This is a genomic window from Tepidibacter mesophilus (genome assembly GCF_002724055.1).
GTDB lineage: Bacteria > Bacillota > Clostridia > Peptostreptococcales > Peptostreptococcaceae > Tepidibacter_A > Tepidibacter_A mesophilus.
The window spans coordinates 124,443-138,821 of record NZ_BDQY01000002.1 but is presented as its reverse complement, the minus strand read 5'-3'; the positions used below and the strand labels follow the sequence as shown (position 1 = coordinate 138,821).

16 protein-coding genes are annotated in these 14,379 nt (G+C 28.0%); 1 reads left to right on the top strand and 15 read right to left on the bottom strand.

The window, feature by feature from the left end; translation table 11 throughout:
• Positions 1–33: 33 nt before the first annotated feature.
• The 8 genes from aroA to Tmeso_RS16295 all read right to left on the bottom strand — a co-directional run bounded on the left by aroA (position 34) and on the right by Tmeso_RS16295 (position 7,330).
• Positions 34–1,311: a 3-phosphoshikimate 1-carboxyvinyltransferase gene (gene aroA / locus Tmeso_RS02455; RefSeq protein ID WP_099187895.1), complete on the bottom strand. Its 1,278-nt coding sequence runs from the start codon at positions 1,309–1,311 to the stop codon at positions 34–36.
• Positions 1,301–2,350: a 3-dehydroquinate synthase gene (gene aroB / locus Tmeso_RS02450; protein ID WP_099187893.1), complete on the bottom strand. Its 1,050-nt coding sequence runs from the start codon at positions 2,348–2,350 to the stop codon at positions 1,301–1,303. Before aroB ends, aroA begins: the two co-directional genes overlap by 11 nt.
• On the bottom strand, positions 2,323–3,507 hold the full coding sequence (aroC, locus tag Tmeso_RS02445) for a chorismate synthase (RefSeq protein ID WP_099187891.1): 1,185 nt from the start codon (positions 3,505–3,507) through the stop codon (positions 2,323–2,325). Before aroC ends, aroB begins: the two co-directional genes overlap by 28 nt.
• Before the next feature lie 36 nt (positions 3,508–3,543).
• A complete protein-coding gene (locus Tmeso_RS02440) occupies positions 3,544–4,119 on the bottom strand; it encodes a flavodoxin family protein (RefSeq protein ID WP_099187889.1) in 576 nt (191 codons plus the stop codon).
• An 18-nt stretch (positions 4,120–4,137) separates the two neighbouring features.
• Positions 4,138–5,910, bottom strand: a complete 1,773-nt coding sequence (locus tag Tmeso_RS02435) for a GAF domain-containing SpoIIE family protein phosphatase (RefSeq protein ID WP_099187887.1) — start codon at positions 5,908–5,910, stop codon at positions 4,138–4,140.
• Between the two features lie 36 nt (positions 5,911–5,946).
• Positions 5,947–6,444 carry a hypothetical protein gene (locus Tmeso_RS02430; RefSeq protein WP_099187886.1) on the bottom strand — a complete coding sequence of 166 codons (498 nt, stop codon included), beginning with the start codon at positions 6,442–6,444 and terminating at the stop codon, positions 5,947–5,949.
• 66 nt (positions 6,445–6,510) lie between these two features.
• Complete coding sequence (locus Tmeso_RS02425) at positions 6,511–7,155, bottom strand: TIGR01906 family membrane protein (protein ID WP_099187884.1); 645 nt, start codon at positions 7,153–7,155, stop codon at positions 6,511–6,513.
• Position 7,156: 1 nt separating this feature from the next.
• The gene (locus Tmeso_RS16295) at positions 7,157–7,330 is read right to left on the bottom strand and encodes a hypothetical protein (protein WP_099187882.1); all 174 of its coding nucleotides are present in this window, start codon (positions 7,328–7,330) and stop codon (positions 7,157–7,159) included.
• 115 nt (positions 7,331–7,445) lie between these two features.
• Here Tmeso_RS16295 and Tmeso_RS02415 point away from each other — a divergent pair, with 115 nt between their 5' ends.
• Positions 7,446–8,123, top strand: a complete 678-nt coding sequence (locus tag Tmeso_RS02415) for a Crp/Fnr family transcriptional regulator (protein WP_099187880.1) — start codon at positions 7,446–7,448, stop codon at positions 8,121–8,123.
• A gap of 48 nt (positions 8,124–8,171) precedes the next feature.
• On the opposite strand, the gene Tmeso_RS02410 is transcribed toward Tmeso_RS02415, so the two are convergent.
• The 7 genes from Tmeso_RS02410 to hpt all read right to left on the bottom strand — a co-directional run bounded on the left by Tmeso_RS02410 (position 8,172) and on the right by hpt (position 14,146).
• A complete protein-coding gene (locus Tmeso_RS02410) occupies positions 8,172–8,393 on the bottom strand; it encodes an alpha/beta-type small acid-soluble spore protein (protein ID WP_099187878.1) in 222 nt (73 codons plus the stop codon).
• A gap of 113 nt (positions 8,394–8,506) precedes the next feature.
• The gene (locus Tmeso_RS02405; protein WP_099187876.1) at positions 8,507–9,742 is read right to left on the bottom strand and encodes a competence/damage-inducible protein A; all 1,236 of its coding nucleotides are present in this window, start codon (positions 9,740–9,742) and stop codon (positions 8,507–8,509) included.
• A 70-nt stretch (positions 9,743–9,812) separates the two neighbouring features.
• The gene (locus Tmeso_RS02400; protein ID WP_330400280.1) at positions 9,813–11,042 is read right to left on the bottom strand and encodes a BaiN/RdsA family NAD(P)/FAD-dependent oxidoreductase; all 1,230 of its coding nucleotides are present in this window, start codon (positions 11,040–11,042) and stop codon (positions 9,813–9,815) included.
• Between the two features lie 105 nt (positions 11,043–11,147).
• Positions 11,148–11,903 carry an acyl-CoA dehydratase activase gene (locus Tmeso_RS02395; RefSeq protein WP_099187874.1) on the bottom strand — a complete coding sequence of 252 codons (756 nt, stop codon included), beginning with the start codon at positions 11,901–11,903 and terminating at the stop codon, positions 11,148–11,150.
• 18 nt (positions 11,904–11,921) lie between these two features.
• Entirely contained in the window at positions 11,922–12,173 is a 252-nt protein-coding gene (locus tag Tmeso_RS02390; protein ID WP_099187872.1) for a DUF3343 domain-containing protein, read from the bottom strand.
• The gene (locus Tmeso_RS02385; RefSeq protein WP_099187870.1) at positions 12,170–13,462 is read right to left on the bottom strand and encodes a double-cubane-cluster-containing anaerobic reductase; all 1,293 of its coding nucleotides are present in this window, start codon (positions 13,460–13,462) and stop codon (positions 12,170–12,172) included. The genes Tmeso_RS02390 and Tmeso_RS02385 overlap by 4 nt, the downstream gene beginning before the upstream one ends.
• Before the next feature lie 156 nt (positions 13,463–13,618).
• Positions 13,619–14,146, bottom strand: coding sequence for a hypoxanthine phosphoribosyltransferase (gene hpt, locus Tmeso_RS02380; RefSeq protein WP_099187868.1), 528 nt, complete (start codon positions 14,144–14,146; stop codon positions 13,619–13,621).
• Positions 14,147–14,379 lie beyond the last annotated feature (233 nt).

Here is a 14,379-nt window from a genome sequence, read left to right as displayed (position 1 = left end):
ATTATACTTTTTTTGATTCGAAAAATCAAATTTTTAGTAAGTTATTTCTTTTAATATATCATAAAAACGCGGAAAAGATATTTCTACACATTTTGTATTGTCTATATTTGTATGTCCAAATGCCACTAGTGAAGCTATTGAGAATGCCATGGCGATTCTATGGTCTGAAAAACTCTCTATACTACAACCGTTTAGCTTCGTCGGCCCGTTTATAATCATTCCATCATCCAATTCTTCAATATCAGCTCCCATTTTTTTAAGATTAGAAACAACACTACTTATTCTATTCGACTCTTTAACCTTAAGTTCCTTTGCATCTTTTATAATAGTTGTCCCTTCTGCCTGCGTTGCCATAACAGCTATTATAGGTATTTCATCTATAAGTCTTGGTATTAATTTTGAATCTATTGTAGTAGAATTCAAGTTGGAATGTTTAACTAGTATATCACCCATCAATTCTCCACAAACATATTTTTTATTTAATAATTCAAAATTTCCACCCATATCATTTAATACATCTAAAATTCCAGTTCTAGTTTCGTTAAGACCTACATTTTTTATTAAAACCTCAGATCCTTTTAACATACTAGCGCCAGCCATGAAAAATGCAGCAGATGAAATATCTCCAGGAACGTATATGTCTTCAGAGTATAGATTTTGAGCAGGATTTACATAGATTTCATTCCCACTTACATCTATATCTGCTCCAAAAGACTTTAACATAATCTCTGTATGATTTCGGCTTTTGTTCTTTTCTATTATCTTAGTAGGTGAATTTGCATACAAAGATGCAAGTATTATAGATGACTTAACTTGAGCAGAAGCTATAGGCATTTTATAATCTATTCCATTCAAATTTCCCCCATCTATAGTTATAGGTGTGAAATTAGCATCTTCATTACCAAATATCTTAGCGCCCATAAGTCTTAGTGGATCCGTTACTCTTTTCATAGGTCTTTTAGCTATCGAATCATCACCTATTAAAGTTGACTTAAAATTTTGACCAGATAATATACCCATGATAAGTCTTATTGTCGTTCCAGAATTCCCCACATATAATTTATCAATTGGTTTTTTAAGACCTCTAAGTCCTATACCATGTATAATGATTTCATTTTTTCTACATGTTTCTACTTGTATCCCCATTTTACAAAAACAGTCTATAGTGCTTAGGCAGTCTTCTCCATTTAAAAAATTTTTAACTTTATTCTTTCCAGTAGATATTGACGATAACATTATAGCTCTATGAGATATAGACTTATCTCCTGGAATATCGACTTCTCCTTTCAATTTTAGACTATTAAAATTCATCTCTAACCTCCTCTATTACATTTATTGTCTCATTTTCATCTATATTGTCTACTACATCAACACTCGAATGACCAGTCGGCAGCACTAGATTTATTTTTGAAAAACTATTTTTTTTATCTTTTTTCATAACTTTTAATATATCAATGGAATTTATACCATCAAAAGTTATAGGTATGTCGTAGGATTTATAAACACTCAATACTTTTTCATAATAAGCTTTATTTATATATCCTTTTTTATAAGCTAATTTAAACGCCATATGAGTTCCAATTGCAACAGCAAAACCATGACTCAATCCACCCAACTTCTCTATACCATGCCCAAATGTATGGCCTAAATTTAATATTTTTCTAATACCAGACTCTTTTTCATCTTTTTTAACAATGTTAATTTTTATATTCGAACATTTTTCTACTATATATATCAAACATCCTGAATCTAAATTTAATATCTTATCTTTATTTTTCAAAAGATAATCCAAAAATTCATAATCACATATAAGAGCATACTTAATCACTTCTGAAATCCCACTTAGAAATTCATTGTAACTTAATGTTTTAAGTGTATTAATGTTTATGTATATAAATTCTGGCCTATAAAAACTACCTATAACATTTTTATAGTTTCCTAAGTTTATTCCAGTCTTACCCCCAATAGAGCTATCCACTTGAGATAACAATGTTGTAGGACAGTGAATCAGATCTATTCCTCTCATATAAGTAGATGCTATAAATCCACTTAAATCTCCTACAACACCACCACCGAGTGCTATAATCAACGATTTTCTACTCAATTCATTTTCTATACAAAACTTAAATATATCTTCATATACTTTCAAATTTTTAGAGTTTTCTCCTGGATTTATAATATATTGTTTAATATTGATATTCTTTTTTTTGAGATTTAAAGTTCGTATAAAATCATTAATGTACAATTTTTTTACATTCTCATCTGTTATAACCAAAACTTTGTCATAGTTTTTTTTTATATCTATTTCATTAAAATCTTTTTTTATATAAACTTTGTATCCACTTTCCATCCTCTATCAGACAACCTTTCTAAATAGTTTTGATAGTTTTTAATTATATCTCGCATATTATCTTTCCCAAATTTTTCCATAAAAATTTTTGCAATAACGAATGCACATACATTCTCAGCAACAACACAAGCTGCAGGTAAGGCACAATTATCTGACCTTTCTATTGATGCCTTATAATTTTCAAGACTATTTATATCTATACTATTAAGCGGCTTATATAAAGTAGGTATTGGCTTCATTACGCCTCTTATTACTATTTCTTCACCTGTACTCATTCCACCTTCTATACCACCTAGTCTATTAGTATTTCTATAAATACCTCTTTCCTTTGAATAATATATTTCATCATGTACTTCAGATCCTTTTAAGGTCCCCATTTCAAACCCAAGTCCAAACTCTACCCCTTTTATTGCTTGTATAGACATGATATGAGCACTTAATTGAGAGTCTAGCTTTTTATCATAATGAACATAAGATCCAAGTCCAGAAATAACATTTTTTATCCTAACCTCAAATATTCCACCTAAGCTATCCCCTTCTTCTTTTGCTTTTTTTATTTCATTTATAAATAATTCTTCATATTCTTTATCTACGCATCTTACCTTTGATATTTCAGACTCTTTTTTTATGTAATTAAATTCAAACGATTTGTTTACCTTGTGCTTTCCTAGTTGTACTACATGAGATGTGAAATCTATATTAAATTTCGATAAAAATTCTTTACAAAGTGCACCAACTGCAACTCTTGCTGCTGTTTCTCTAGCACTTGCCCTTTCCAAAACATTTCTCACATCTTCAAAGTCGTATTTTAAACTCCCAACCATATCAGCATGTCCAGGTCTTACTTTTGAAACAATCTTTGTATTTTTATCTATTTCTTCAACTGGATTCATATATTCTTTCCAGTTTTCATAATCTTTATTTTTTATTTCAATTGCTATAGGACTTCCTATAGTAATGCTTCCCCTCATTCCAGATAAAATATTTACTTTATCCTCTTCTATTCTCATTCTATCTCCTCTACCATATCCCTGTTGTCTTCTGGATAATTCTTTATTAATATTGTCAACATCTATGTTTAGATTAGACGGAATTCCTTCTATTATTGTAATTAAAGATTGTCCATGAGATTCTCCACTAGTTAAATATCTAAGCATATTTTTCCCCTTTCCTCAAATAAGGGCTAGTTATAACTAGCCCTTATTCTTTAAATCTATGATTAATTTTTTTATATCTTCTTTATATGAATCATTGCTTTTTAAATCCACATCATCCGTATTGGTTATATAGTAATTATGAAGCAATTTTGTATTTATACTCTTAAATAAGAAATCGACTGTTATTTGACCTCCCATAAATTGAGTTTCATAAGGTTTACTTCCTCCTACATGTATAAATATACCAAGCCTTTTTTTATTTCTATCTATAGATGGTCTTTTGAGTATATATTTACTTGCAAAAAAAGATTGAGTTCTATCTATTAAGCTTTTAAGCTTCGCAGGAACACTGTCAAAGTAAACAGGAGATATAAGTATCGTTCCATCTGATTTATCGAACTTTTTATACATTTGACTCATATCATCAGTTTTGTGACAAACCCCCGTCTTATCACAGTAACCACATGCATTACAGAACTCGATGTCCATATCCCATATATTTATAATTTCATAATTTATATTATTGTCATAAAGTATATTACATACATAATTCGATATAATATAACAATTTTTTCCTTTTCTAGGACTTGCATTTATAACTAAAAGCTTCATCTATATCCCCCCTATTTATTAATCTACCTTATTCTTTACAAATAATATAAGTATATCGTCTTCTAATCCATCTCTTCCTGTAAAATTTTTCAGTTCTTTTTTAAGTTTATAGTATATATTAGAAGTAGTGTTATCATAATTATCTTTTATTAATTCCTTTAATCTATCTAACCCAAATTCTTCTCCAAGTCCATTAGATGCTTCTATTATACCATCAGTATATATACATATAAGTTCATACTCGTTTATATTGTATTCATATTCATCGTATACCATGTCTGTTAATACACCAATTGGCATACCTTTATCAAAATCAAGATCTTCTACAATTATATCTTTGTTTTTTTTAATTCCTATAGAATGGTGATGACCAGCATTTGATATTACTGCTTTTCCAGTTTTAGAATCAAATATTCCAATTCTAGCTGTAGCAAATGCATTAACCTTATCAAAATCATCATATAATATACGATTCATCTTAGTCAGTATGCTCCCAGCTGATTCTTTTTCATATACTAATGCTTGAAGTACCCCTTTTATCATGGCTACAAAATAATTAGACATTATACCATGCCCCATAACATCTGCTATAAATATACACATCCTATTTTCATCTATTTTTACTATTTCACAAAAATCTCCACCTATATATTTTGATGGTTCATGAAAAAATACTATTTCTTTTGAATCAGAAAATTCCATTTGACTATTACTCATTATAAGTTTTTGCTGCTTTGACACAATTTCAAGCTCTTTTTCTAATAACTCATGCTCAAATATTTTCTTAGAATTATTGTACATTTGAATAGCAAGCACCGTTTGAGATGAAAATATGCTAAGTATCTTAATATCATCATCAGTGTATTTTTTACTATTAACAGCTGCTATATATCCTACAGTTTCATTTTCAACTTTTAATTTGTAATATATTAAAGATTTTATATCATTATCGTTTATATATTTTTTTAAATGCTTAGGATTGTAGTATTTACCATTTTCATCTATATCATTTCTTATAAGACATCCTAATGCATTATGTATATTTATATTCTCATTACCGTATTGACTAAATGCCTGTGTTTTATTGTTATTATCATTTAGTATAACTATTGAACTTTCACTAAGTGTAAGCTTACACAACTGCCTACTAACTAGAGAAAGAAAATTATCTACCGATCTATTAGCATATAATTCTTGAGTTGCTCTACTTATATAGTTTATAGCTCCTCTTAATTTTTTTATTAGTGTATCTACTTTATAATTTTCCTTTGTTATTTCTATTGAAAGACTTATTAACGAAGAAACAGAAGATATAAAGTTTATATCTTCTTGTGTCAGGTCATCCTCTTCTGTTATATAACAAGTTATAAACCCTATTACATTGTTATTCGCTATAAGAGGAAAAACTATTCTTCCCGTATACCCTTCTTTTATAGCCATATTTCTTTCCATTATAGCTCTATCATCTTCAAATATATTTTTTACCCAAACTATCTTCTTTTCAAATACAGCTTCATGTATATATTTAGGATACTCATTAAAATTTATTTTAATTTTATCTTCATCTCCACTGGAAAATAAATCAGGTATATAATCTAAAGTAGCCGAACACACTAAATAAGAATATTTATAATTATTCTTATAAAACAAGTTTATACAAGCTTTTCTAGGATGTATTACCTTTAACATCTTAGACACTATTTCATCTTTTATATCAAAAAAATTCATAGATGCAGTAACTAATTTGGATATTTCTAATATGTTATATACCCTATCTCTATCATTTTTCATAATTCGTCCCCCACTTAAAACAATTTTATCCGAAAGCTATTTAGAAAATCTCTCTTTAAAAGTATTTTCATTTATATTTTTTATGTTACTATATATGTCATTCATAGTAAATACCAAAAGGGTTAAAATTATACCCATATAAAGTTTTGTATAGTTTGAAAATTGCATAAGTACAAACATAACCATAATTGTTTTAATTTTTAATTTTGAATTTTCTTTTACCACCTCATCAAATAACTTTTTCCAAGACAATGTTCTATTTTTCATATTTTCTTTTATTGCATCCGTTATAATTTTTTTGTAAAATAAAAATCCTATCAAAATTACAGTGCTCATATATATGTTGATTTTTACCATAATCAAAAATACAAATATATTTAAGATATATTTAGCTATTTTAGCGAGTAATTTGTCTATCTTTTTTATAATATCTATATTATCTTTTTTCTTAATGCTATATTTATTTACTTTTTTTAAATCTTTTATTTTCACCTTTATTAATTCCTTATATATTAATCCAACAAAGTTATTCACTATAAAATCACCTCTTGTTTTTTATTTTATTTTTTCCATTTATAAAAAATTTTATACTTAAAAAAGCTAGAGCTTTAGCTCTAGCTTTTTTCTTTTAATTATAAACAAGTTAATAGACATTACTATACAAGTTAAAATCAACGCAGTTACGAATATATATATACTTATGCTTTTAAAAAATTCAAGTGGCAATAAATTTATTATTATACTCTCTTTTGGACTTAATAGCCAATCATCATTATTGAAAAATATTTTATGAAACGCAGTAAAATACTTATAATAATTTAAAGCTATTATAGAACATAATAGTGTAAATATAACACATGTAGTCAGAATACTTTTGTTAAAGTATTTTAGCATATTCTCAATATCTTTTTTATTTGCATATATTATTGTACAAATAATTAATATTGCTATTCTTTTTATCCAAAGTCCTATTTGGAATATATACTTTACATCCTTCATATGTCGTTTTTCCTTATCTGAAAATACACCTTTGTACTCTAAATCTGCGTTATCCTTTAGATAGTTTATCAAATTATAAGTTATATTTTTTACATCTTCTTTTGAATATGTAATGTTTTGATAAACATTATTTTTATCGTATTGAATAAAGTATGAGAAAGAATTTAAAGAATAAAATTCAATGCTAATTAAGAGTATAAGAAAAAATATTAAGACCCCACATAAATAATATATAGTTTTTTTCATTTTAAGCCATTGCTTTTTCCAGTTTATCTAGATGTTGTATAGGAAAGTATTTAAGTAACTCTTTAAACTGTTCAACTGTAAGACCAGATGTAGTTGTATATATTCTTATCTGTTCATCTAATGAGCCATTCTTAAATTGCTCCTTAATAGCTTCAAAATTCACATTTTGTTCCATTATAAATCACTCCTCAAATCATTTTAATTATATTATTTACTAAAATGAATAAAAATATTCTCTATTGATTTTTAAGTTTAGTTATATTATTATTTAATAAAAAAAGGAGACTATTATGCTAGATTTGCAAAGTACTTTAAAACTAAGTGTGTTGTTCAAAAATGTATCAGATAATGATTTAAATAATATATTATCTAATATTAATTATAAAATAAAATCATTTAATAAAAATGAATTAATAGCTATAGAAGGAGATCCTTTAAACAGTATAGGTATCGTAATATCTGGTAATGTAGAAATCCAAAAAATTTATCCATCTGGTAAGACCCTTACAATTTCAACTCTATCATCAGGTAATATCTTTGGAGAAGTAATAGTTTTTTCTCAAAAAAACACATACCCTGCAACTTTACTTCCAATAACTTCTGTAGATATTATGTTTATATCAAAAGAAGATATCTTAAAAATCTGTACAATAAACCCCGATATACTAAAAAACTTTATGTCACTTTTATCCAACAAAATCCTTATGCTAAATAAAAAAGTAAAAACACTTTCTTATCAGACTATAAGAGAAAAAATTTCAAGTTATCTTTTAGATGAGTATACTAAGCAAAAAAAATTATTAATCAAGATCCCCTATTCAAGACAAGAAATGTCAGAACAATTTGCTGTAACTAGACCATCTTTATCTAGAGAGCTTATAAAGATGAGAGAAGAAGAATTGATAGCATTTGATAAAAACACTATACTTATAAAGGATTTAGATAGACTAGAAGATTGTATATTGTAATAAAAATAAAAGCGAAGAATTAATTCTCCGCTTTTATTTTTTTACTAACTATTTAGTTTGTCCACCACTCATTTGTTGTTCAGCCATTTCAACTAATTTTTTAGTCATTGTTCCACCTACATAACCATTTTGTCTAGCTGTTAAGTTTCCTTTATCCATACTTTCATAATTAGATAATCCTAATTCATTAGCAGTCTCAAGTTTCATTTGATTTAATGCTTGCTTAGCTGCTGGAACTGCTTTGTTATTATTATTATTGTTGTTAGCCATATTAAATCCCTCACTTTATTTTTTATTTGTTGCTTGTTAGTATTTTGTGAAGAATTTTAAATTTCATGTATAGTATTTTTTGTAAAAACATGTTTTTTATGGTGAATACAATTTTATATATTTAAACACTCTAATCTTAAGAAATTTAAAGCGGTAATGGAAGTTATATTTCGTATTCTATTTCTATCTCCTTTTAAATTCAATTGTTTAACTTTTACAACTCCATTTATGAAAAGTCCTATATATACAAGTCCAACAGGTTTTTGCTCAGTTGAACCACTTGGTCCTGCTATTCCTGTTACAGAAATCCCTATATTAGACCCTGTGTTTTTAGCTACTCCAACAGCCATTTCAGCCGCAGTTTGTTCGCTTACGGCTCCATATTTTTCAAGTGTTTTCTCTTTAACTCCAAGTCTTTTCATCTTCGACTCATTTGTGTAAGTAACCATTCCCTCATTAAATACAGACGATATTCCAGGATAGCTTATAAGCTTTGATGCTATAAGTCCTCCTGTACAAGATTCAGCAGTAGCTATTGTTAGGTTTTTATTTATAATCATCTTGGCAACTTCAAACTCAAGGCAAGTATCATCTTCTCCATAAACAAATGGAGATAACCTTGAATAAATTTCATTTTTTAATGGCTCAATTAAGTCTTTAGCTTCTTTTTCAGATGAAGCCCTAGCTGTTATTCTAAGAGTTACCTCTGAGTTTTTTGCATAAGGCGCTATTGTTGGGTTAGTCTGAGCTTCAATTAAATCCTGTATTTTTTCCTCTACAGAGCTTTCTCCCATACCACATATTCTTAAAGTTTTAGATTTTAAAATATTCTTTTGATACTTTTGAAGATACGGCTTTGCATAGTCCTTAAACATATGTGTCATCTCTCTTGGAGGACCTGGAAGCAATATAACTATTTTTTCATCCTCCTTAATTATACATCCCGGTGCTGTTCCGCAATCATTTTTTAATATAATACTATCTTTAGGAAAACAAGCCTGTTTCTCATTTGATTTAGCCATATCCTTATTTTGAGATTTAAAATACTCTTTTATATAATCACTGCACTCTTTGTTTAATTCAAGCTTTTTATTAAAAAATTCAGCACACACTTCTTTTGTTAAATCATCCTTAGTAGGTCCCAATCCACCAGTTGTAATAACCAAATTCGCTCTTGAAAAAGCTATTTTAAGAGCCTCTTTTAATCTATCTGGGTTGTCTCCTACGACAGTTTGATAATAAACAGAAATACCTAAATCAGCCAGTTCTTTAGCTAAAAACTGTGCATTAGTATTAACTATATCCCCTAGAAGTATTTCCGTTCCAACACATAATATCTCTGCTTTCATATAATCACCCCTTTGCTTATCCATATATTAATATTATATGGTTACATTTTTTTCTTTAGTATATGTTGTTTTAACAATTAATACCAGCAAGATATCCTGTAGAAAAAGCTATTTGAAGATTAAATCCTCCCGTATACGCGTCCGTATCAATAACTTCACCTACAAAGTACAATCCTTTAACTAATTTAGACTCCATAGTACTTGGATTAATCTCATTTATTTTTACTCCTCCTGATGTAACTATAGCATCTTTTATAGGTCTATAATTTTTTATATTCAAAGTCATATTTTTTAAAATATAAATTAATTTTTTTCTCTCTTCTTTTGATATTTGATTTACTATCTTTTCAGGATTTATCTGTGTCAATTCTATTATCGTAGGTATCATCTTTTGAGGAAGTAAATCCTTTAACGCTTCTTCAAAATTTTTGGTAGAATACTTATCAAAATCTCTTTGTATTCTATTATCGAGCTTTTCATCAGATAAAGCTGGTTTTAAATCTATTATTACTCTGTAATCATTCTTATCTATATCTTTTATATAACAGCTCGCAGACAATACAACAGGGCCTGATATTCCATAACTATTAAAATTAAGTTCTCCAAAGTCATCATATACCTTTTTATTATTTTTATTAAAAACTTTTATAGATATATTTCTAAGAGTTAGCCCTTGTAAGTTTTTCACCCATTTTTCCTTAGTTTCAAGAGGAACTAAAGATGGCTTTATTTTAGTTATATTATGCCCATTTTGTCTTGCAAATTTATATCCATCTCCAGTTGATCCTGTTTGAGGATAAGATGCTCCTCCAGTTGCAACAATTACACTATCACACATTATACATTTTCCATCTTTCAATACTATATTTTTTATACATCCATCCTCTGATTCTACTTTATCAACTTCTCCTTTTAAAATCTTTACATTATTTTGCTTCATATACTTTTTAAGAGCTTCAACTACATCATAAGATCTATCTGAAACAGGAAACACCCTATTTCCTCTTTCAACCTTTGTTTTAACACCTAATTTATTAAATAATTCTATAACATCCATATTAGTAAATGTATAAAACGCACTATATAAGAATTTTCCATTTACAGGAACATTCTCAATTAACTCTTCAACATCACAGTCATTAGTTATATTACATCTTCCTTTTCCCGTTATTAAAAGCTTCTTTCCCATAACACTATTTTTTTCTATTAAAGTAACATCTAGACCTCTACTACCAGCAATAGCTGCTGCAAGCATTCCGGCTGCTCCTCCACCAATCACTACTACTTTTTTATCTATCAATCAAAATTCCTCCTCAATTAACTCATCACTTTATACTTTAAAATAATACCCGAAAAACAAAATAAGGACAAGATTAAATCTTATCCTTATTTTATATATTCACTATTATCCTAAAAGAGCAGCTCCAATTGCACCTGTAAATTGAGCACGATTATCAGTATTTATTTTTTTGTTTAATCTACTTTGAAGCGCATCTTTTAAGTATTCATTCGTACATAATCCCCCCGAAAAAAACACTTCTTCATTTAAATTGATTTTAGATGTAAGAGAACTTACTTTATCTACTATAGAGTTAACAAGTCCAGCTGCTATATCTTCTTTTTTAGATCCCTTAGATTTTAAGCTTATAATTTCAGATTCAGCAAATACAGTACACATACTATTTATTTTTACAGGAATCCCATTATAAGCCATATCAGATAACTCCTTTATGTCTATATCCATGGCATTACATATAACCTCTAAAAATCTCCCAGTCCCTGCTGCACACTTATCGTTCATTATGAAATTCAAAACCCTTCCTTCATCATCTAATTCAATAGCCTTACTGTCTTGTCCTCCTATATCTATTATTGCACTAGTTTTTTCATTCAAAAATTTAGCACCCTTAGCGTGACATGTAATTTCAGTTATTTTCTTATCAACAAAATCTAGTGCAACCCTTCCATAACCCGTTGCTACAATACTTTTTATACCTTTTCTATTCAAATTATTATTATGTAGCATATCATCAACTAAACTTTCACAAGTTTCCTTAGGACTCCATCCACTTGGATGTACTCTATATTCAACAATCTCTTTATCTTTCATAAGTACTATTTTAGTTGCAACTGAGCCAATATCTATTCCTATAGTATACAATCTAACGCACTCCTTAAATCACCATAATTTTTCACACATATTTATTTCTTTATCTACCCTGTACAAACCTTCATTCTTTAGTTTATTTTTATGCACCAAATTATGTACACACGATAATACTTCTTCTTTTAACATTATAGACATTCCACAGCATTTGCTTATAATTCTAGGTGTTGGTACTATTGTATATTTTATTTTATCTTTCTTTAATACTTTTTCAAAACAAAATCCATCATTATAAGAATCAAATAAAATATAATACTTTATCAAGCTATAACACCTTTCTTTTCTTTAACCATTTCAACCAAAGCTTCAACTCTTGTTTTTATCTGACCTGTATCTTCCTCACTATAATCACTTTCTATCATTATAACAGGTATTCCTTTTGCTTTTAATGCCTTTTCTACACTTTTATATTCAATTGCATACGTAGAACAAAATTGTAGTGAATTATATATAACCGCATCTACTTTATATTCATCAACATATTTTAATATATCCTCTATTCTTCCTTCATTAGGTGTAAAGCATGCACAGTTTATGCCAAGGTATCTACTAGCTAAATTTTCGAATTGTTCATCCATATTTTCTGCATTTTCAATAACTTGATTTTCAAAATATCTAGTCCCAGTACAAGTTTCTTCACAAACGACCACTGCATCACTTGTCTCTACTATGTGATGTATCTTCCAATTAGGAATAGACATAGGCGTTCCTGTAATCATAATTCTTGGAGTATCCTTTTCGAATACACCTTCATTCTTTTTCACTCTATCTTCTAACTCATCACATAAATTATTCGTCTGTTCTATAAATCTGTCTATATCATCATAAAAAGCAATTTGAGATACTAAAAGAGCATCTTTTCCACTTATAGGAACTGGATTACATTTTCTAAAATTATATAGCCTTTTTAAAACTTCTCTTTTTTTATTTACAAGTTCTATTTTTTCTTTTAAATTTTCAAAATTAAGTTTATTTCCCGTCTTTGCTTCTAAAACATCCTTATATATATTCATCTCATCTATCCAATGAAGTTTATCTTTTTCTCTTTTCATCTGTGGCAAGTCCATAACATGTACATCCATATAATCACCAAGTATTTCCCATGCCTTCTTTTTTCCATCACATGTAGTTTCTCCAACTACCATATCACACGATTGAAAATACGGACATGTTCTACTCAACTTAGCGCCAATTGAAGCTTTAATAAGAGGACATGTATTTCTTGGCATTACTTTTTCACCATCAGGAACCCAAAATTGAGATCCAGAACATATTCCTACAGGTACACAATCTAAAGCTAATGTTATTTCATCTGGCACAAATACACAAAAAGATCCTACAACTTTTTTATCTTCCTTTTTTGAATCTTGAAGTTCTTTTATTCTAAGCCCATGAACTTCAGATATTACAAAATTATAATAATTCATATTTTCCGGTCTCTTGTCTTGAGAAAGATATATATCTTCATAAAACATCGGAAGAACTTCGCAAAGTCCATCGTGTTTTTCTATATCAATATCTAATTCTTCCCACATTTTTGTATAATCTGCCATATTATCTCCTCCAAAATAAGTTTTATAAACGTTTTTCTTAGTATATAGTACCTTATTTTGTTATAAAAACCAGTAAATATAAAATTTATCAATATTCAAATTTTTGTTATAGAAAAAAACTATAAAAAAATACATGAATATTAATTCATGTATTTTTTAATCTTCTTTTTCAACAATACCTATATAAGGTACATTTCTAAACTTCTCTCCACAATCTATTCCATATCCAACTATGAACTTATCTGGTATTTTAAATCCTGCATAATCAACTGGTATGTCACATTTTCTTCTTTCAGGTTTATCAAGTAAAGTACATATTTTTAATGATTTCGGATTTCTAGCCATTAAATTCTCACGCAAGTAGCTAAGAGTAAGTCCAGTATCTATTATATCTTCAACTATAATTACATTTTTACCTTCTATATCACTGTCTAAATCTTTTAATATTCTTACAACACCTGAACTTTCAGTAGACATTCCATAACTGGACACAGCCATAAAGTCCAATTCTATATCTAAATCTATTTTTCTTATAATATCAGATATAAATACACAAGCACCTTTTAATATTCCAACAAATGTAACTTCCTCGCCTTTATATTCATTTTCTATAGTTTTAGCAAGTTCATAAACCTTTTTCGATATTTCTTCCTCACTTATAAGAACGTCCGTAATTTTATACACTTTAATCACTCCCGTTTGTTTATTCTATCAAATTATATCATACTTCCAATATTATGTGAATATTTTTAGTTTTATACTTTTTAATATTCGTATATTTTTTTAAGTGATTTTATTTACTTATTAATTTTATCCATAACTTTAAGATACCATTCTTTGTTACCATCTATTTTTAATTGCATATGATATAAATTTACATCATGTCATTTTATTTATAAAAAAATAAAAGCCCAGGA

Excerpts from the sequence above, each read along its gene's own strand:
- aroA (WP_099187895.1), bottom strand. The coding sequence starts at position 1,311 with ATGAATTTTAATAGTCTAAAATTGAAAGGAGAAGTCGATATTCCAGGA.
- Tmeso_RS02440 (WP_099187889.1), bottom strand. The coding sequence starts at position 4,119 with ATGAAGCTTTTAGTTATAAATGCAAGTCCTAGAAAAGGAAAAAATTGT.
- Tmeso_RS02385 (WP_099187870.1), bottom strand. The coding sequence starts at position 13,462 with ATGGCAGATTATACAAAAATGTGGGAAGAATTAGATATTGATATAGAA.
- aroB (WP_099187893.1), bottom strand. The coding sequence starts at position 2,350 with ATGGAAAGTGGATACAAAGTTTATATAAAAAAAGATTTTAATGAAATA.
- Tmeso_RS02415 (WP_099187880.1), top strand. The coding sequence starts at position 7,446 with ATGCTAGATTTGCAAAGTACTTTAAAACTAAGTGTGTTGTTCAAAAAT.
- Tmeso_RS02435 (WP_099187887.1), bottom strand. The coding sequence starts at position 5,910 with ATGAAAAATGATAGAGATAGGGTATATAACATATTAGAAATATCCAAA.
- Tmeso_RS02410 (WP_099187878.1), bottom strand. The coding sequence starts at position 8,393 with ATGGCTAACAACAATAATAATAATAACAAAGCAGTTCCAGCAGCTAAG.
- Tmeso_RS02405 (WP_099187876.1), bottom strand. The coding sequence starts at position 9,742 with ATGAAAGCAGAGATATTATGTGTTGGAACGGAAATACTTCTAGGGGAT.
- aroC (WP_099187891.1), bottom strand. The coding sequence starts at position 3,507 with ATGCTTAGATATTTAACTAGTGGAGAATCTCATGGACAATCTTTAATT.
- Tmeso_RS16295 (WP_099187882.1), bottom strand. The coding sequence starts at position 7,330 with ATGGAACAAAATGTGAATTTTGAAGCTATTAAGGAGCAATTTAAGAAT.
- Tmeso_RS02425 (WP_099187884.1), bottom strand. The coding sequence starts at position 7,155 with ATGAAAAAAACTATATATTATTTATGTGGGGTCTTAATATTTTTTCTT.